The sequence below is a fragment of the Streptomyces sp. NPDC058464 genome, assembly GCF_042721035.1.
GTDB lineage: Bacteria > Actinomycetota > Actinomycetes > Streptomycetales > Streptomycetaceae > Streptomyces.
This window is the reverse complement of sequence record NZ_JBHXMA010000003.1, coordinates 1-18,945: the sequence shown is the minus strand read 5'-3', so window position 1 is coordinate 18,945 and position 18,945 is coordinate 1. Positions and strand designations below refer to the sequence as shown.

Genomic DNA, 18,945 nt, shown 5'->3' with positions numbered 1-18,945 from the left:
CTTCTGAACAGGACACTAAGTCGACAAGTGGCGCGCGTTCAACGAACACGCCGAACCTCCCGTTTTTCTTTTCACCCTATGTGATCAGGCATAGTCGTGCCCAACCAGGGTGCTGGCCTGGGCAGATGTGCGTCAACTCGCCGATGACGCAGGGGCGGTGGGAACGCTTACGTCGAAGTGCCGGGCACCGGAGGCTGCTTTCATGAGTGCGGTGAGCGTACGCGCCTTGGCGGCGCCGTTCTCGGCACTTCCCCACTCGACGACGCTGCCGCCGCCCAACTCCAGCGAGATGTCGTCGTAGGAACGGACCTTGAGGGTCCGGGTGTCCCGGCGGACGGCGGCCGGAATGGCACGTGCGACGTCGACCGCTTCCCGCACCAGCCGGTCGGTGCCGAACCGGCGCAGGCTCGGGGTGGCCGAACCCGACCGGGAGAGACTCAATTCCAGCGCCGGAACGCCTTTCGGCGCCTGTGAAACCGTGGCGAAACGGACACCCTTCCTGTCCACTTCGGTGAACTTTCCGCCCTTTTCGATGACGAGCACCGGAGTCCGCTCGATTACTTTCAGCCCGATTCCACGGGGCCAGGAACGGACGACGTCCACCACGTCGATCCGGGGCAGTTTCCGGCGCAGCCGGGCCTCGATCCCGTCGGTGTCGACGGACACCATCGGCTCCCCGACGGGGACGTCGGCGGCCTCGAGGACCTGTTCGGGCGTCAGAACGGCCGTACCGGACACCGAGACGTGGCGCACGCGCAGCCATGGGGAGCCGTACAGCAGCCAGACGGAGCCGGACCCGAGGAGCAGCACGCACAGCGTCAGGACGAGGGTCCTGCGAAAGCGGCGGTTGCGCAGCCGCCGGACGAGCGGCGGGCCGGACGACTCCTGCTGGCGTTCACCGCGTTCGGCGGTGGTCGGTCCGGCCACGCTGCTCACTTGCCTTTCGTCATACGGTCCTATCGGCTTGAGGCGATCGCCTCGTACACCATGCCGACGAGCAGGTCGTCGGCGTCCCGGCGGCCGAACTCGCTTGCCGCGCGGGACATCTCGTACAGCCGGTGCGGGTCGGCGAGCACGGGCAGGACGTTCTGCTGCACCCACTCCGGGGTGAGTTCCGCGTCGTCGACCAGGAGGCCGCCGCCGGCCTTGACCACCGGCTGGGCGTTCAGCCGCTGTTCGCCGTTGCCGATGGGCAGTGGGACGTAGGCGGCCGGGAGCCCGACGGCGGAGAGTTCGGCGACGGTCATCGCGCCGGCGCGGCAGAGCATCATGTCGGCCGCGGCGTACGCGAGGTCCATCCGGTCCAGGTAACTTACCGGGATGTAGGGCGGCATCCCCGGCATCTGGTGCACCTGCGGCAGTTCGTTCTTCGGGCCGACCGCGTGCAGGATCTGGATGCCCGCCTGCTGCAGCCAGGGCGCGACCTGCTGGATGACCTCGTTGAGGCGGCGGGCGCCCTGCGAGCCGCCGGAGACCAGCAGCGTCGGCAGGTTGGGGTCGAGGCCGAAGCGGTGGCGGGCCTCGGGGCGGGCCGCGGCGCGGTCCAGGAGGGAGATGGAGCGGCGCAGCGGGATGCCGATGTAGCGGGCGTCGCGCAGCTTGCTGTCCGGGGTGGAGACCGCGACCTTGGCGGCGTACCGGGAGCCGATCTTGTTGGCGAGGCCGGGGCGGGCGTTGGCCTCGTGGATCACGATCGGCACGCCGAGGCGCTTGGCGGCGAGGTAGCCGGGCAGGGCGACGTAGCCGCCGAAGCCGACGACGCAGTCCGCCTTGGTGCGCTCCAGGATCTGCTCGGCGGCCTTGATGGTGCCGCGCAGCCGGCCCGGCACGGTGATCAGCTCGGGGGTGGGCTTGCGGGGCAGCGGCACCGCCGGGATCAGTGCGAGCTCATAGCCGCGTTCCGGGACCAGTTTGGTCTCCAGGCCGCGCTCCGTGCCCAGGGCCGTGATCCCCACGGTGGGGTCCTGCCTGCGCAGGGCGTCCGCGAGGGCGAGCGCGGGCTCGATGTGGCCGGCGGTCCCCCCACCAGCGAGTACGACATGCACCGAAATTCACCGCTCTCCGGACGAGCGCGCCACCGAGGCGCGCCGTCGCATCGTGTTCCATCTCCGAGGCCCCTGAGGGCCCCGGGCTCCCCGCTTTCTACCAAAGCGAGGTTGCCGCATCGCAAGCGCCGCCCGCGCAGCGGGCTCGTCGCGTGCGAAGGCGATCAGCAGCCCGATGGCGAACATGGTCGGCAGCAGGGCGGAGCCTCCGTAGGAGAACAGCGGGAGGGGGACGCCGGCGATCGGCAGCAGGCCGAGCACCGCACCGATGTTGATCACCGCCTGGGCGGTGATCCAGGTGGTCACGCCTCCCGCGGCGTACCTCACGAAGGGGTCCTCCGTGCGTCCGGCCACGCGGATACCCGCATAGCCTAGAGCCGCGAAGAGGGCCAGTACCGACAGCGTCCCCGCCAGGCCCAGTTCCTCGCCGGTGACGGCGAAGATGAAGTCGGTGTGGGCTTCGGGCAGTTGGCCCCATTTCTCCACACTCGCACCGAGTCCGGATCCGAAGAGCCCGCCGCTGGCCAGGGCGTAGATGCCGTGCACCGCCTGCCAGCAGTCGGCGACGCCGGTCTTGGGTTCGGTGGCGCCGATGCAGGCGAGGCGGGCCATCCGGTTCGGGCTGGTCTTGATGAGGATGAACCCGAGCAGGCCCGCGATGGACAGCACACCCGCGAACAGCCGGGTGGGCGCCCCCGCCAGCCACAGCAGGCCGAACAGGATCGCGGTCAGGATGATCGCCGTGCCCATGTCGCCGCCGAGCATGATCAGCCCGAGCAGCAGGAAGCTCACCGGAACGAGCGGTACCAGCATGTGCTTCCACTGCGTCAGCAGCCGCCTCTCCTGCTTCCGGGCCATCAGGTCGGCGCCCCACAGCACCAGCGCGAGCTTGCCGAACTCGCTGGGCTGGATCTGGAAGGAGCCGCCGAGGGAGATCCAGTTCTGGTTGCCGTTGACCGACATGCCTATCCCCGGCACCTGCACGAGCGCCATCATGAAGACGGCTCCGGCGAGGATCGGGTAGGCGAGCGCCCGGTGCAGTTTCACCGGCATACGGGACGCGACGAGCAGCAGCACGCCGCCGATGGAGGCGGCCAGGAACTGTTTGCGGAAGAAGAACGAGCCGGGCAGCGACATCTGGAGCGCGGTGATCTGGGAGGCCGAGTAGACCATCACCAGCCCGAGCACGATGATGAGCAGGCTGCCGCCGAGGATCAGGTAGTACGCGGTCAGCGGCCGGTCCCAGGCCCGTTGGGCGCGCGTGTAGAGCCGCCGCAGCGGGTTCTCGCGCGACGCGCGGGGCGCGGCGGGCCGCCGGACCGCCCGCTGTACGGGCGGCCGGCCGGTGCGGCTACCGGGCATCAACGCCTCCGCTGAACGTCGACCGTCCCACGCGTCCCTCCCAAGGTCGCCCGGCAGGCGGCCGGGTCAGGCGCCGAGTTCGCGAACAGCCTGGGCGAACGCGTCACCGCGCTTGTTGTAGTTGGCGAACATGTCCATGGAGGCACAGGCGGGGGCGAGGAGCACCGTGTCGCCCTCGGCCGCCAGCCGCCGCGCCTCCTGGACCGCCGCGAGCATCGCCCCAGTGTCGGTCCGGTCGAGGTCGACGACGGGTACTTCCGGCGCGTGTCGCGCGAGGGCGTCCCGGATGAGGGCGCGATCGGCGCCGATGAGCACCACGCCGCGAAGTCGCTTTGCCGACTTGGCGACCAGCTCGTCGAAGGTCGCCCCCTTCGCCAGACCGCCCGCGATCCACACGATCGACTCGTACGACGCCAACGAGGCTTCCGCCGCGTGCGTGTTGGTCGCCTTGGAGTCGTCGACGTACGCGACCCCGTCCACGTCGGCCACGTGCGCGATGCGGTGGGCGTCCGGGGTGAAGTTCCGCAGCCCGTCCCGTACGGCCGTGGGCGGCACCCCGAAGGCGCGCGCGAGGGCCGCCGCGGCGAGGGCGTTGGCGATGTTGTGCGGGGCCGGCGGGTTGACGTCGGAGACCTCGGCCAGCTCCTGGGCGTTCTTCTGCCGGTTCTCGACGAAGGCGCGGTCGACGAGGATGCCGTCCACGACGCCGAGTTGGGAGGGTCCCGGGGTGCCGAGGGTGAAGCCGATGGCCCGGCAGCCCTCCTCGACGTCGGCCTCCCGCACCAGCTCCTCGGTGAGCTTGTCGGCGACGTTGTAGACGCAGGCGACCCGGTTGCCCTCGTAGATGCGGCCCTTGTCCTTGGCGTACGCCTCCATGGAGCCGTGCCAGTCGAGGTGGTCCGGGGCGAGGTTGAGCACGGCCGCCGAGTGGGCGCGCAGGGAGGGCGCCCAGTGCAGCTGGTAGCTGGACAGCTCCACCGCGAGGACGTCGTACTCCTCGTCGCCGAGGACCGCGTCGAGCAGCGAGACGCCGATGTTGCCGACGGCGGCCGTGCGCAGGCCCGCGGCCTTCAGGATCGACGCCAGCATCTGGACGGTGGTGGTCTTGCCGTTGGTGCCCGTGACGGCCAGCCAGGGGGCCGCATCGGGGCCGCGCAGCCGCCACGCCAGCTCGACATCGCCCCAGATGTCGATGCCGGCCGCGCGGGCCGCCTGGAACAGCGGCTTGTCCGGCTTCCAGCCGGGCGCGGTCACGATCAGCTCGGTGCCCGCGGGCAGGGTGGCGCCGTCACCGAGCCGTACCGTGACGCCCAGTGCCTCCAGTTCGGCGGCCTGCTCACGCGCGCGTGCGTCGTCGCCGTCGTTGACGACCGTGACGATCGCGCCCCGCGCGTGCAGCACCCTGGCCGCCGGGACACCGGAGACGCCGAGCCCGGCGACGGTGACGTGCTTGCCCTGCCAGTCGGTCACTTGTCCGCTGCCCATCCTGCGTAGAAGAGGCCCAGTCCGACAATCACACAGATGCCCTGGATGATCCAGAAGCGGACCACCACAAGGACTTCGGACCAGCCCTTGAGTTCGAAGTGGTGCTGGAGCGGTGCCATCCGGAAGACGCGCTTGCCGGTGAGCCGGAAGGAGCCGACCTGGATGACGACCGACATGGTGATCAGGACGAACAGGCCGCCCATGATGGCGACGAGGAGCTCCGTGCGGGAGAGGATCGCCAGGCCCGTGAGGACACCGCCGAGCGCGAGCGAACCGGTGTCGCCCATGAAGATCTTGGCCGGCGAGGTGTTCCACCACAGGAAGCCGAGGCAGGAACCCATCAGCGCGGAGGCGATGACCGCGAGGTCCAGCGGGTCGCGCACCTCGTAGCAGGCGTTGGGGTTGGTCAGCGTGACCGCGTTGGCGCAGGACTCCTGGAACTGCCAGACGCCGATGAACGTGTAGGCGCCGAAGACGAGCACGGAGGCGCCGGTGGCCAGACCGTCCAGGCCGTCGGTCAGGTTCACGCCGTTGGACATCGCGAGGATCATGAACAGCGCCCAGACCACGAACAGCACCGGGCCGATGGACCAGCCGAAGTCCGTGATGAACGACAGCTTGGTGGAGGCCGGCGTGTTGCCGCGGGCGTCGGCGAACATCAGCGACAGCACCGCGAAGCCGATGCCGACGATCAGCTGGCCGGCCATCTTCGCCTTGGCCCGCAGGCCCAGCGAGCGCCGCTTGACGATCTTGATGTAGTCGTCGAGGAAGCCGACCAGGCCCATCCCGCACATCAGGCCGAGCACCAGCACGCCCGAGTAGGTCGGGGTGTAGCCGGTGATCACCTTGGACAGGAAGTAGGCGGCGACCGTCGACAGGATGAAGGCGATACCGCCCATCGTCGGCGTACCGCGCTTGCTGGCGTGCTCGCGCGGGCCGTCGTCACGGATGTACTGGCCGTAGCCCTTGCGGGCGAGGAGCTTGATCAGCAGCGGGGTGCCGACCAGGGTCAGAAAGAGACCGATGACGCCCGAGAAGAGGATCTGCTTCATCATCGGGCATCAACACCCTCGGCACCGGACTCCAGGAGCGCCTGCGCAACGCTCTCCAGGCCCACCGACCGGGACGCCTTCACGAGTACGACGTCCCCCGGGCGCAACTTGCTGCGCAACAGGTCGATCGCCGCCTGTGCGTCGGACACGTGCACCGACTCCTCACCCCACGAACCCTCGTTATATGCGCCCAGTTGCAGCCAGGAGGCTTCCACTCCCCCGACGGCGACGAGCTTGCCGACATTGAGCCGGACGGCGAGCCGTCCGACCGCGTCGTGCTCGGCGAGCGCCTCGTCCCCGAGCTCGGCCATCTTGCCGAGCACCGCCCACGTGCGGCGCCCCTGACCCATGGCCGCGAGCGCGCGCAGCGCGGCTCGCATGGACTCGGGGTTGGCGTTGTAGGCGTCGTTGACGATGGTCACGCCGTCCGGGCGCTCGGTGACCTCCATACGCCAGCGGGAGAGGGAGCCCGCCTCGGAGAGCGCGAGCGCGATCTCTTCCGCGGACATGCCCAGCTCATGGGCGACGGCGGCCGCGGCGAGCGCGTTCGACACGTGGTGCTCACCGTACAGGCGCATGGTCACATCGCTTGCACCGGAGGGTGTGTGAAGGCTGAACGCGGGCTGTCCCGTGTCCGTGAGTCGTACGTTCTCGGCCCGTACGTCCGCTTCGGCCGACTCTCCGAAAAGGACCACCTTCGCCTTGGTACGGGAGGCCATGGCCCGCACCAACGGGTCGTCCGCGTTGAGGATCGCGGCGCCGCCGTCCTCGGCCGCGGGCAGGGCCTCCACCAACTCGCCCTTCGCCTGGGCGATCTGCTCCCGGCCGCCGAACTCGCCGATGTGGGCGGTGCCGACGTTGAGGACCAGGCCGATCTTCGGGGGTGTCAGATCGGTGAGGTAGCGGATGTGGCCGATGCCCCGGGCCCCCATCTCCAGCACCAGGAACTTCGTCTCCTCGGTGGCGGACAGGGCGGTCAGCGGCAGCCCGATCTCGTTGTTGAGGGAGCCGGGCGTGAAGACGGTCGGCGCCTTGGTGCGCAGCACCTGGGCGATGAGGTCCTTGGTGCTGGTCTTGCCGGCCGAGCCGGTCAGCGCCACGAGGGTCGCGCCGAGCCGTCGTACGACATGGCGGGCGAGGGCGCCGAGGGCGGTCTGGACGTCGTCCACGACGATCGCGGGCACGCCGACGGGGCGGGACGCCAGTACGGCGACCGCGCCCTGCTCGACGACCTGGGCGGCGAAGTCGTGGCCGTCCACGCGCTCGCCCACGAAGGCGGCGAAGAGACTGCCCGGCCCCGCCTCGCGGGAGTCCCGGACGACCTCGCCGGTGACCTGGACGGACGGATCCGGTATGTCGTGCGTCTGCCCGCCGACGACTGCTGCGATCTCGGCGAGAGAGAGGGCGATCACAAGTTCATCCCCTGGGTCTTCTGGATTTTCATCCCTGGGTTTTCTGGATGGCTTCGCGGAGGACCTGACGGTCGTCGAAGGGACGGATCACGCCGGCGATGTCCTGGCCCTGCTCGTGGCCCTTGCCGGCGACCAGCACGGTGTCGCCGGGGTGCGCACGGGCGACGGCGGCTTCGATCGCGGCGGCCCGGTCCTCGAAGAGGAGCACCTCGCCGCGCTCGTGGGCGGGCACCGACGCCGCGCCTTCGAGCATGGTCGCGAGGATGGCGAGGGGGTCCTCGGAGCGGGGGTTGTCGGAGGTCAGTACGGCCGTGTCGGCGAGCCGGGCCGCGGCGGCGCCCATCGGGGCGCGCTTGGTGCGGTCACGGTCGCCGCCGCAGCCGAGGACGACGAGCAGCCGGCCCTTGGTGACCTTGCGCAGGGCCCTGAGGACCGACTCGACGGCGTCCGTCTTGTGGGCGTAGTCGACGACCGCGAGGTAGGGCTGTCCGGCGTCCACGCGCTCCAGGCGGCCCGGGACGCCCGGCACGGCGGCGATGCCGTCGGCGGCGGTCTGCGGGTCGAGCCCGGCGGCGGCCAGGGCGACGATCGCGGCGAGGGTGTTCGCCACGTTGAAGGGGCCCGGCAGCGGCGACTTGGCGGCGATCCGGACGCCCTCGGGCCCGGTGACGGTGAACGTCGAGTCCATCGGGCCGATGTGGACGTCGGTGGCCCGCCAGTCGGCGTCCGGGTGGCCCTCGGCGGAGTAGGTGACGACCGGGACGGAGGCCTCCCGGGCGAGCCGGCGGCCGTACTCGTCGTCGATGTTGACCACACCCCGTTTGCTGCGTTTCGGGGTGAACAGCTGCGCCTTGGCCCGGTAGTAGTCCTCCATGTCGGAGTGGAACTCCATGTGTTCCGGGCTGAGATTGGTGAAGACGGCGATGTCGAAGACGCAGCCGTCGACCCGGCCGAGGACCAGGGCGTGGCTGGAGACCTCCATGGCGACCGCCTCGACCCCGCGCTCGCGCATCACGGCGAACAGGGCCTGGAGGTCGGTGGCCTCGGGGGTGGTGCGCTCGGACTTGATGCGCTCGTCGCCGATGCGCGTCTCGACCGTGCCGATCAGACCGGTGTTGCGCGTGGTCTTCAGACCGCCCTCGACCAGGTAGGCCGTGGTGGTCTTGCCCGACGTGCCGGTGATGCCGATCTGGAGCAGGCCGGCGCCCGGACGGCCGTAGATGGTGGCCGCGAGTTCGCCCATCCGCCCGCGCGGGTCGTCGGCGACCAGGACCGGCAGGCCGGTCGCGGCGGCGCGCTCGGCGCCCGACGGGTCGGTCAGAACGGCGACCGCGCCGAGGCCGGCGGCCTGGGCGACGAAGTCGGCACCGTGCAGCCGGGCACCCGGCAGGGCGGCGTACAGGTCGCCGGGGCGGACCGCGCGCGAGTCATGGGTGATGCCCGTGACCTCCGCGCTGCTGTCCGGGACGGCGGCACCCAGCTGGCCGGCGAGCTCCGCGAGGGGTGTGGCGGAGGCCCGAACCGGCCTGGGCGGCCCCGGATGTGTCACGGAAGCGCCCTTCTGGGTGGTTTGGGACTGATCAGCGTCTGGCACGGCGGTGAGCGTACCGGGCGCACCCGCTCCGGAGCGAAGCGAGGGGCGCGGGGTCCCGTGGTTCCCGGGATCGGGGGTGATCGTTGTCACGAGCTCGTTCCTGGTGGTCTGTGCGAAGTGCTGAGGTGCTGATCAGGGCTTGTAGTCGACGGGCAGGTCGGCCGCCTTGGCGCCGGTCGGCGGGATCTGGAGGGTCTTGAGGGCGAACTCCATCACCTGCTTGTAGATCGGGCCGCAGATCTGGCCGCCGAAGTAGCTGCCGGCGGTGGCGTTCTGGATGGCGCAGTAGACGGTGATGCGGGGCTTGTCGGCGGGTGCGAACCCGGCGAACGACGAGGTGTAGCCGCGGTACCTGCCGGTGGCCGGATCCACTCGGTTGGCGGTGCCGGTCTTGCCGGCGACGTTGTAGCCGGGGATGGCCGCCTTGGCGCCGGTGCCCTGCTCGTCGTCCACGACGGACTCCAGCATCTCGGCGAGCGTCCTGGCCGTCTTCGCGCTGATCACGCGCGTCTTCTTGGGCTGGGCGGCCGGGGTGTAGCGGCCGTCGGCGCCCTTGGTGCCGCGCACCAGGGTCGGGTCGACGCGGACCCCGCCGTTGGCGATGGTCGAGTAGACGGAGGCCGCCTGCATGGCGTTGATGGAGAAGCCCTGGCCGAAAGGAATCGTGAACTGCTGCGACGTCGACCACTTGTCCGGCGCGGCCAGGATGCCCTTGGTCTCGCCGGGGAAGCCGAGCCCGGAGTAGCTGCCGATGCCGAACTTGCGCAGGTACGAGTAGAGGACCTGGTTGGCCTGTTCCTGGGTCTTGCCGAGCTGGCCGGCGGCGAGGATGGTGCCGATGTTGCTGGACTTGGCGAGCACGCCGTTGAGCGTGAGGTACCAGGTCGTGTGGTCGACGTCGTCCTTGAAGAGCCGGTCGCCGCGGTGCAGCCGGTTGGGCACCACCACGTGCGTGAGCGGGGTGGCGGCGTTCTGCTCCAGGACGGCCGCCATGGACATCACCTTGGCCGTGGAGCCGGGCTCGTAGGCGTCCTGGAGGGCCGCGTTGCCCATGTCGGCGGAGTCGGCGGTCGACAGGTCGTTCGGGTCGAAGCCGGGCGAGTTGGCCATGGCCAGGATCTGCCCGGTCTGCGTGTCCTGGACGACCACGTAGCCGCGGTCCGCCTTGGACTTCTTGACCTGCTCGCTGATGGCGTTCTGCGCGGCCCACTGGATGTCGCGGTCGATGGTCAGCTCGACGTCGGAGCCGGCCACGGCCGGGGTCTCGGTGGAACCCGCGGTGGGGACCTCGCGACCGCCGGACTGGGCATAGCGGATCTTGCCGTCCTTGCCGGTCAGCGCCTTGTCGAGCTGCTGCTCGATGCCGCCGCCGCCCTTGCCCTCGGCGTTGACCCAGCCCAGTATCCCGGCGGCCAGGTCGCCGTTGGGGTACACGCGCTGGCTGCTCGGGTCGGCGAAGACGCCGGCCAGCACGTTGACGGTGCTGCTGTCGGTCCCGGCCTTGGTGGTGAGCGCGGCCTTCAGGTCCTTGATCTGCTTCCAGACCTGCGGGGTCTGCCGGGTCGCGAGCCGGACGTAGCGCAGCTCCTTGTTCTTCGGCCGCAGCAGCTTGAGCAGGTCGGCCTGGTTCTTGCCGAGGATCGGGGAGAGCAGCGCGGCGGCCTGCTCGGGCCCGTCGTCCACCTTGAGCTGCTTGCTGGTGAACATCGTGGGGTCGGCGGTGATGTCGTAGGCGTCCTCGCTGATCGCGAGCGCCACGCCGTTGCGGTCGGTGATACCGCCGCGCTCGGCGGCCAGGGTGTGCACGACGTACCGGTTCAGCTCGGCCTTCGCCGCGTACGCGCTGGCGTCGACGGCCTGGACCTGGAGCAGGCGCCCGACGAAGACCATCAGCACCAGGGTCAGGGCGAGCCCGACCATGCGCAGCCGGGGGCGGGGGCTGCCGAGCCGCAGCGCGGGCGCGGCCGGGGGGCGCGGGCCGCTCGGACCGCTCGGGCGGCGGACCGGGCGGGCGCCGGGCCCGGGACCGGACCGGCTCCGGACGGTACCCCTGGGGTCCCGGGGGCGGGGCGGCCTGGCGGGGCCGGGCACGCGGCGGCGCGGCGGCTGCCTGTCTCCAGAAGTGTCTGGCACTTCCGTCACCTGCCGGGGGTCGGGGTCGGGGTGGTCGCGGGCGTGAGTGCCGGCGCCGGGGTCGTCACGGGGGTGGCGACCGGCGTGGTGACCGGCGTGCCCGTAGGTGCGGCCGCCGGCGGGGGCACCGACGCGGACCCGGTCGGCGTCGCCGCGGCGGCGGACCGGGTGCCGAGGGCCTCGGGGGCGAGGGGCGCGGTGGTCTGCCGGAGGGCGGCGGGGCCGGGGACGCCCTTGACGGTGCCGTCCGGGTCGAGGAAGGCCGGGTCGCCGCCGGGGACCATGCCGAGCTCGCGGGCCCGGCGCTGGAGGGCGTCGGGGGCGGAGTAGGCGTCGATGTCCCGCTGCAGGGCCTGTTCCTCGTCGGTGAGGTTCTTGGTCTGCTTCTGCAGGTCGTCGAGTCTGAACGAGCCCTCGCTGAGCGCCGAGTTCAGCACCAGCAGGCCGATCAGGCCGCCGCTGAGGAGCAGGACGACGAGCAGGACGAACGGGGTGCGGGCGGCCTGGTTGGCACGGCCGGCCGGAAAGAGCCGGGCGAGCCGGGCCGCCCGCCCCCGCAGCTCGGGTTTCCTACTCACGTGTCCTCCGGTGGGTCCGCAAACCCCGCTCGCTCACTCGGCTTCCTCCCTGATGCGCTGGGCTCCCCGAAGACGCGCCGGCGCGGCCCGGCGGTTCTCGGCGACCTCTTCCTCGGTGGGAAGTTCGGCACCGCGCGTGAGCAGCTTGAGCCGGGGCTGGTACTGCTCGGGCACGACCGGCAGCCCGGGCGGCGCGGTGGTGGCGGCGCCGGCCGCGAACACCTGCTTGACCAGGCGGTCTTCGAGCGAGTGGTACGACAGCACGGCGATCCGTCCGCCGACCGCGAGGGCCTTCACGGCGGCCGGGATCGCCCTTTCCAGGACGGACAGTTCGCCGTTGACCTCGATGCGCAGCGCCTGGAAGGTGCGCTTGGCCGGGTTGCCGCCGGTGCGCTTGGCGGCCTGCGGCAGCGAGTCCCGGATCAGCTCGACGAGCCGGGCGCTGTTGCTGAACGGCTCCTTCTCGCGCTCCCGGACGATCGCCGAGACGATCCGCTTGGCCTGCTTCTCCTCGCCGTACGCGAACAGGATGCGGACGAGGTCGCCGGCCGGGTAGGTGTTGAGGACCTCGGCGGCGCTGATGCCGGTCGTCTGGTCCATGCGCATGTCCAGGGGGGCGTCCTGGGCGTAGGCGAAGCCGCGGCCGGCCTCGTCGAGTTGCATGGAGGAGACGCCGAGGTCGAAGAGCACGCCCTGCACGCGCGCGATGCCGAGGCGTGCGAGCACGTCGGGCAGTTCGTCGTAGACGGCGTGCACCAGGGTGGCGCGCTCACCGAAGGGGGCGAGCCGCTCGCCGGACAGGCGCAGGGCCTCCTTGTCGCGGTCCAGGGCGACCAGGCGGGCCTCGGGGAAGCGGGTCAGCAGCGCCTCGCTGTGGCCGCCGAGGCCGAGGGTGCAGTCGACGACCACGCTGCCCGGCCGCTCCAGGGCGGGCGCCAGCAGGTCCAGGCACCGCTGGAGCATCACCGGGACGTGTCGACTCTGGCTCAAGGGGGCCTCTCAGTTCCGGCACGGGGGACGCACCGCCGGGTCCCCGCCCGCTCGGTACGCGCGCCGCGCACGTGGGGAGACGGCCCGGGCGCCGTGCCGGGGTCTCCAGGGGATTTCACCAGCGGGGAGAGCCTCGCCTCCCGCTTCGCGTCACTTTAGTCCACCGTGTCGCGCGGTCAATCAACCGGCCTGCACGGCGCGTACGGCGTCCCGGCCGGGGCGGGATTCACCGGGAATCACCCGGGCGGCCCTGGTTTGCCCTCCGTGTGGGTTAGCTCACAACAAGCCACGATGACGTCCTTTGTCCCCTCTCACAGCAGGCCGTGACCACCCGTGACCAGTACCGTCGTGACTATGACGACTTCCGCAGCAGCTCCCACTGGATCCGAAGGCGCCATAACCACGGACGGCACCGTGACGGACCGCCTGGTCGATGCCAACCGGACCTACGCAGGCGCCTTCACCGACCCCGGCATGGACGCCCGGCCCGTGCTGCACGTGGCCGTGGTGGCCTGTATGGACGCCCGCCTCGACCTGCACGCCGCGCTCGGCCTGGAGCTCGGCGACTGCCACACCATCCGCAACGCCGGCGGTGTGGTCACCGACGACGTGATCCGCTCGCTCACCATCAGCCAGCGCAAGCTCGGCACCCGCAGCATCGTGCTGATCCACCACACCGGCTGCGGTCTGGAGGCCCTCACGGAGGACTTCCGCACCGAGCTGGAGATGGAGGTCGGCCAGCGCCCGGCCTGGGCGGTGGAGTCCTTCCGGGACGTCGACCAGGACGTACGGCAGTCCATGCAGCGGGTGCGCACCTCGCCGTTCCTGCTGCACACCGACGACGTACGCGGCTTCGTCTTCGACGTCCGCACCGGCCTCCTCCGCGAGGTCGACCCGGTCTGACCGGTCCCGGCCCGGCCGCCCGCCGTCCCGGAATCGGCGCGGCGGGCGGCGGGGCACACCGGCCGCCGCCGCCCGCCGATCCCGCCGCCCCGGCCCGTCGAGCAGACCGCGCGCCCCGGAACACGCCCGCCGTAAGCTGTCGACCCACTGTCAAATAGGCGGTCGAAAGCCCGTAAGACCGACATAGTGCGGGCAGTTGTCCACAGGCGAGTGACACGAATCGGTAACGGCAGCAAGAATGCGGTGTGAGACGTCACGCGGAACCATTCACGCGTGGTGTCCGTGATTCGGGGTGGGCCGGTTATGCCAGACGGAGCGCCGGCCCGGGCAATGACGGGCCGAGGAGGGCCGGGTGACGACCTATGACGATCGAGCGAGCCTCACTGATCTGACCACGACTGTGGAGCGGGTCCGCAGTTCGGTGGAGAGTGTGATCGAGGGCAAGCCCGAGGTCGTACGGCTTTCGCTGACCGTACTGCTCGCCGAGGGACATCTTCTGATCGAGGACGTCCCGGGCGTGGGCAAGACGATGCTGGCGAAGGCGTTGGCGCGGTCCATCGACTGCACGGTGCGGCGTATCCAGTTCACGCCCGACCTGCTGCCGTCGGACATCACCGGCGTGTCCATCTGGGACCAGCAGCGCCGGGACTTCGAGTTCAAACCGGGCGCCATCTTCGCCCAGATCGTGATCGGCGACGAGATCAACCGCGCCTCGCCGAAGACCCAGTCCGCGCTGCTGGAGTCGATGGAGGAGCGGCAGGTCACCATCGACGGGCAGACCTATGAACTGCCCAGTCCGTTCATGGTGGTGGCCACCCAGAACCCGGTCGAGATGGAGGGCACCTACCCGCTGCCCGAGGCCCAGCGCGACCGCTTCATGGCCCGCGTCTCGGTCGGCTACCCCAGCGTGGAGGCCGAGTTGCAGATGCTCGACATCCACGGCGGGGTGAGCCCCCTGGAGGACCTCCAGCCGGTGGCGCACGCCCATGACGTGGTGAAGCTGATCGAGGCCGTGCGCGGGGTCCACGTCGCCGAGCCGGTCCGGCGGTACGCGGTGGACCTGGTCGCCGCCACCCGTACCCATCCCGACCTCAGACTCGGCGCCTCCCCGCGCGCCACGCTGCACCTGCTGCGCGCGGCGAAGGCGTCCGCGGCCCTGAGCGGCCGGGAGTACGCGCTGCCGGACGACGTGCAGGCGCTCGCCGTCGCGGTGCTGGCGCACCGGCTGCTGCCCACCGCCCAGGCCCAGCTCAACCGGCGCACCGCGGAGCAGGTCGTCCAGGAGATCCTGCAGTCGACCCCGGTGCCCGCGGCCCCCCAGCAGCAGGCCGGTTTCGGCGGTCTGGGCCGGGGTGTGCCGGCGTATCCCCAGCAGCCCCCGCGGAGTCGGTGATGGGCACCCCGGCGGAGGCCGACCGCGGGGAGACGGGCGGGATCCGCACGGCCCTGGCCGGGCTGACCACCCGCGGCCGGTCCTTCCTGGCGGCCGGCATCGCGGCGGTGATCTGCGCGTACATACTCGGCCAGGCCGACCTGCGCCGGGTCGGGCTGCTGCTCGCCGTGCTGCCGCTGATCTGCGCCGCCGTGCTCTACCGCACCCGCTACCGGGTGGCCGGCAGCCGCCGGCTCTCCCCCGCGCGGGTGCCGGCCGGCAGCGAGGCCCGGGTCCACCTGCGGATGGACAACGTCTCGCGGCTGCCCACCGGCCTGCTGATGCTCCAGGACCGGGTGCCCTACGTCCTCGGGCCGCGCCCCCGCTTCGTCCTGGACCGGGTGGAGCCGGGCGGCCGCCGCGAGGTGTCCTACCGGGTCCGCTCCGACCTGCGCGGCCGCTATCCGCTGGGCCCGCTCCAGCTGCGCCTGACCGACCCGTTCGGCATGTGCGAACTGACCCGTTCCTTCTCGACGTTCGACACCCTCACCGTCATCCCGAAGGTCGAGCCGCTGCCGCCGATCCGGCTCAGCGGCGAGGCGAAGGGGTACGGCGACGGCCGGCAGCGCTCGCTGGCCCTGGCCGGCGAGGACGACGTGATCCCGCGCGGCTACCGCTACGGCGACGACCTGCGCCGGGTGCACTGGCGCTCCACCGCCCGCTACGGCGAGCTGATGGTGCGCCGTGAGGAGCAGCCGCAGCGCGCCCGCTGCACGGTACTGCTGGACACCCGGGGCCTCGCCTACGAGGGCGCGGGTCCGGACTCGGCGTTCGAGTGGGCGGTGTCCGGTGCCGCCTCGGTCCTGGTCCACATGCTCGAACGCGGCTTCTCGGTCCGGCTGTTGACGGACACCGGCAGCTCGGTGCCGGGCGAGGGCGCCGACGGCTTCGCGGGCTCCGGCCACGAGTCGGCGGAGGCGGCCGGGCTGATGATGGACACCCTGGCCGTGATCGACCACTCGGACGGCACCGGCCTGTCCCGGGCCTACGACGTGCTGCGCAGCGGGAACGAGGGGCTGCTGGTGGCCTTCCTGGGCGATCTCGACGAGGAGCAGGCGACGGTGGCCGCGAAGATGCGCCAGCGCAGCGGCGGTGCCCTCGCCTTCGTGCTGGACCCGGACACCTGGGTCCGGGAGCCGAGCGACGTGCCCGCCCCGGGCAACGCGCACGAGGAGCGGCTGCGGATGCTGCGCGAGGCCGGCTGGACGGCCGTGAGCGTGGACCGCGGCGCCGCGCTGGCCGAGCTGTGGCGGCAGGCCGACCGGGAGCGCACCGGGCTGGCCGCGCTGAGCGGGGAGGCCAAGTGATGAGCGGACGGGCCCGGCTCGCCCTCACCGCGGCGGCGGCGACGCTGATGGCGTCCTGTGCCCTGCTGCCGCTGGTCTCCCCGATGACCTGGCTGTTCCAGGCGGCGTTCCTGGTGGCGGTCCAGACGGGCGTGGGCGCGGCCGCCAGGCGGGTGCCGCTGGCCCGGCCGCTCACCGTGGCCGCGCAGGCCCTGGTCACGCTGCTGACGCTGACCGTGGCCTTCGCCCGGGAGCACGCGATCGCCGGGGTGATCCCCGGCCCGGACACCTTCCGGTACTTCGGCGACCTGCTCCAGCAGGGCTCGGACGACGTCAGCCGGTACGCGATACCCGCGCCGCTGACGCCCGGCATCCGGCTGATGGTCGTCGGCGGGGTGCTGGTCGTCGGGCTGGTCGTGGACACCCTCGCGGTGACCTTCCGCAGCGCGGCCCCGGCCGGGCTGCCGCTGCTCGCGCTGTACTCGGTGGCGGCCGGCCTGTCCGACGGGCCGATCGACTGGCTGTGGTTCCTGGTCGCGGCGGCCGGCTATCTGATGCTGCTGCTCGCCGAGGGCCGGGACCGGCTCTCGCAGTGGGGCCGGGTGTTCGGCGGGGCCGCGCGCACCCCGGGCGCCCAGGAGAGCGGCGCGGTGGCCCCGGTGCGCACCGGGCGCCGGATCGGCTTCGCCGTGCTGAGCGTCGCGCTGTTCGTGCCGCTCGCGATGCCCTCGATCCAGGGCGGCCTGCTGGACGGCACCGGGGCCGGTGTCGGCGTGGGCAACGGGAACGGCGGCACGATCTCCGCGGTCAACCCGCTGGTGTCGCTGCGGGACAGCCTCAACGTGGACGAGGACCGCCAGGTGCTGTCCGTGCGGACCAGCAGCGACGACGTCTCCGACCTGTATCTGCGGATCGTCTCCCTGGACGACTTCGACGGCACCACCTGGAAGCCGGCCCAGCGGCACATCACCAGCGTCCCGAACACGTTCCCCACCCCGGCGGGCCTCGGCGGCGACGTCCGGCGGACGACGGTGAAGTCGACGATCTCGGCCGCCGACTGGTACGCCCAGGACTGGCTGCCGATGCCGTACCCGCCGAGCGGGGTGAAGGTGGCCGGCACCTGGCGCTACGAGCCGGTCGGGATGACCCTGGTCGGCGACCACGGGCAGAACACGCGCGGTGAGACGTACCAGGTCACCAGCCTGGACGTGCAGCCGACGGCGGAGCAGCTGGCCGCGGCGCCCGAGGCCTCGGCGGCGATGAGGAAGGACTACACCAAGGTGCCGTCCTCGCTGCCGTCGGTGGTGGCGCAGACGGCGAAGGAGGTCACCGCGGGCTCGGCCAACCACTACGAGGAGGCGGTCAAGCTCCAGGACTACTTCGCGGTGACGGGCGGCTTCCAGTACGACACCCAGGTGGAGGTCGGCCGGGGCGAGGGCGCGATCGCGAACTTCCTGAAGCAGAAGCGCGGTTTCTGCGTGCACTTCTCCTTCGCGATGGCCGCGATGGCCCGGACGCTGGGCATCCCGGCCCGGGTCGCGGTGGGCTTCGCGCCGGGCACCCCGCAGGCCGACGGCACGGTGTCGGTGGGCCTGAAGGACGCGCACGCCTGGCCGGAGCTGTACTTCGAGGGCGTGGGCTGGACCCGCTTCGAGCCGACCCCGACCCGGGGCACGACGCCTTCGTACACGGTGTCGGACTCGCCCGGCTCCTCTTTGCCGGACCAGACCCTGCCCTCCAAGGGCGCCTCGGCGGCGCCGTCCGTCTCGGCCTCGCAGAGCGAGAGCTGCCCGGCGCAGCTGCGCAGGCAGGACGCCTGCGCCAGCCCGTCCGCGGCGGCCGCGGTGCAGAGCGGCGACGACGGGCCGCCGTGGTGGCAGCTGGCGCTGTGGGCGCTCGGCGGCCTCGTCGTGGTGGCGGTGCCGCTGTCGCCGATGCTGTACCGGCAGCAGGCACGTGCCCGTCGGCTCGGGGCCTACGACCGCACGCCGGCCGGCGTGGCGGCGCACACGCTGGCCGTCTGGACGGAACTGACGGACACCGCCTGGGACTTCGGCGTCCTGCCGGACGACTCGCAGACCCCGCGCAACGCCGCCGCCCGGATCGTCCGGCTCGGCGGTCTGGACCCGGCCGCCGGGGCCTCGGTGCACCGGGTGGCGGACGCGGTCGAACAGGTGCTGTACGCGCCTCGGCCGCGGCCGACGGCGGGCCTCGCGGACGACGTCCGCAGGGTGACGGCCGCGTTCAACGGCACGGTCGGTGTCCCCTCGCGGCTGCGAGCGCTGTTCGCTCCGCGGTCGGCCGTGCGGCTGGTGTGGGCGACTTCGGCGGGGTGGACCCGGCTGCGGGAGCGGGCGGCAGCGGCCCGACCGACCTTGCGCAAGCCGTCGGAGCAGGAAGGCTGACGGGGGCGGCGCGGGGGGATGGGGTCGCTTACCGGCACTGGCAGGGTGCCGCTGCGCCCACCCGTGCCGCCCTGCGGCACGCCTGCCCGCAGCTGGGGGCTGTGACGCGCCCCGTAAGGGGCGCAGGGAACTGCGCGACCAGCCCCCACCGGCCCGCAGTGGCTCACGGCCCGCAGCAAGGGTTTCCGACGACTGAGGGGTGGCCCCCCCGGGGGGGGGACCCCACCCTCACCGGCGGGCGGCCCGCGGGGGGTAACCACAATGGGCC

At 71.9% G+C, this 18,945-nt stretch carries 14 protein-coding genes; 4 read left to right on the top strand and 10 right to left on the bottom strand.

Translation table 11 applies throughout. From position 1 onward, the window contains the following. Window positions 1-132: 132 nt before the first annotated feature. The 10 genes from ACFWPQ_RS05185 to rsmH all read right to left on the bottom strand — a co-directional run bounded on the left by ACFWPQ_RS05185 (window position 133) and on the right by rsmH (window position 12,651). Window positions 133-927, bottom strand: coding sequence for a cell division protein FtsQ/DivIB (locus ACFWPQ_RS05185; RefSeq protein ID WP_384030719.1), 795 nt, complete (start codon window positions 925-927; stop codon window positions 133-135). 29 nt (window positions 928-956) lie between these two features. Beyond that, window positions 957-2,045, bottom strand: a complete 1,089-nt coding sequence (gene murG, locus ACFWPQ_RS05180; protein ID WP_217544558.1) for an undecaprenyldiphospho-muramoylpentapeptide beta-N-acetylglucosaminyltransferase — start codon at window positions 2,043-2,045, stop codon at window positions 957-959. Window positions 2,046-2,051: 6 nt separating this feature from the next. Continuing rightward, complete coding sequence (gene ftsW, locus ACFWPQ_RS05175; protein WP_384030123.1) at window positions 2,052-3,407, bottom strand: putative lipid II flippase FtsW; 1,356 nt, start codon at window positions 3,405-3,407, stop codon at window positions 2,052-2,054. Between the two features lie 66 nt (window positions 3,408-3,473). Continuing rightward, window positions 3,474-4,892 (bottom strand): UDP-N-acetylmuramoyl-L-alanine--D-glutamate ligase, encoded by a 1,419-nt coding sequence (gene murD / locus ACFWPQ_RS05170; RefSeq protein WP_384030121.1) that lies wholly within the window; start codon window positions 4,890-4,892, stop codon window positions 3,474-3,476. Continuing rightward, window positions 4,874-5,944, bottom strand: a complete 1,071-nt coding sequence (mraY, locus tag ACFWPQ_RS05165; RefSeq protein WP_361284585.1) for a phospho-N-acetylmuramoyl-pentapeptide-transferase — start codon at window positions 5,942-5,944, stop codon at window positions 4,874-4,876. Before mraY ends, murD begins: the two co-directional genes overlap by 19 nt. Then, the gene (gene murF, locus ACFWPQ_RS05160; protein ID WP_384030119.1) at window positions 5,944-7,356 is read right to left on the bottom strand and encodes a UDP-N-acetylmuramoyl-tripeptide--D-alanyl-D-alanine ligase; all 1,413 of its coding nucleotides are present in this window, start codon (window positions 7,354-7,356) and stop codon (window positions 5,944-5,946) included. Before murF ends, mraY begins: the two co-directional genes overlap by 1 nt. A 28-nt stretch (window positions 7,357-7,384) precedes the next feature. After that, window positions 7,385-9,040, bottom strand: a complete 1,656-nt coding sequence (locus ACFWPQ_RS05155) for a UDP-N-acetylmuramoyl-L-alanyl-D-glutamate--2,6-diaminopimelate ligase (RefSeq protein WP_384030117.1) — start codon at window positions 9,038-9,040, stop codon at window positions 7,385-7,387. A gap of 42 nt (window positions 9,041-9,082) precedes the next feature. After that, window positions 9,083-11,092: a peptidoglycan D,D-transpeptidase FtsI family protein gene (locus ACFWPQ_RS05150; protein ID WP_384030115.1), complete on the bottom strand. Its 2,010-nt coding sequence runs from the start codon at window positions 11,090-11,092 to the stop codon at window positions 9,083-9,085. Beyond that, a complete protein-coding gene (locus tag ACFWPQ_RS05145) occupies window positions 11,089-11,661 on the bottom strand; it encodes a septum formation initiator family protein (RefSeq protein ID WP_361283574.1) in 573 nt (190 codons plus the stop codon). Before ACFWPQ_RS05145 ends, ACFWPQ_RS05150 begins: the two co-directional genes overlap by 4 nt. Window positions 11,662-11,694: 33 nt before the next feature. After that, window positions 11,695-12,651, bottom strand: coding sequence for a 16S rRNA (cytosine(1402)-N(4))-methyltransferase RsmH (gene rsmH / locus ACFWPQ_RS05140; RefSeq protein WP_384030113.1), 957 nt, complete (start codon window positions 12,649-12,651; stop codon window positions 11,695-11,697). Between the two features lie 354 nt (window positions 12,652-13,005). Here rsmH and ACFWPQ_RS05135 point away from each other — a divergent pair, with 354 nt between their 5' ends. From ACFWPQ_RS05135 to ACFWPQ_RS05120, 4 genes are all read left to right on the top strand, one after another. Further along, window positions 13,006-13,554 (top strand): carbonic anhydrase, encoded by a 549-nt coding sequence (locus ACFWPQ_RS05135; protein ID WP_361283568.1) that lies wholly within the window; start codon window positions 13,006-13,008, stop codon window positions 13,552-13,554. A gap of 352 nt (window positions 13,555-13,906) precedes the next feature. Further along, the gene (locus tag ACFWPQ_RS05130) at window positions 13,907-14,947 is read left to right on the top strand and encodes an AAA family ATPase (protein ID WP_384030110.1); all 1,041 of its coding nucleotides are present in this window, start codon (window positions 13,907-13,909) and stop codon (window positions 14,945-14,947) included. Beyond that, window positions 14,947-16,293 carry a DUF58 domain-containing protein gene (locus ACFWPQ_RS05125; RefSeq protein WP_384030108.1) on the top strand — a complete coding sequence of 449 codons (1,347 nt, stop codon included), beginning with the start codon at window positions 14,947-14,949 and terminating at the stop codon, window positions 16,291-16,293. Before ACFWPQ_RS05130 ends, ACFWPQ_RS05125 begins: the two co-directional genes overlap by 1 nt. Continuing rightward, window positions 16,293-18,677 carry a DUF3488 and DUF4129 domain-containing transglutaminase family protein gene (locus tag ACFWPQ_RS05120; protein ID WP_384030106.1) on the top strand — a complete coding sequence of 795 codons (2,385 nt, stop codon included), beginning with the start codon at window positions 16,293-16,295 and terminating at the stop codon, window positions 18,675-18,677. Before ACFWPQ_RS05125 ends, ACFWPQ_RS05120 begins: the two co-directional genes overlap by 1 nt. Window positions 18,678-18,945 lie beyond the last annotated feature (268 nt).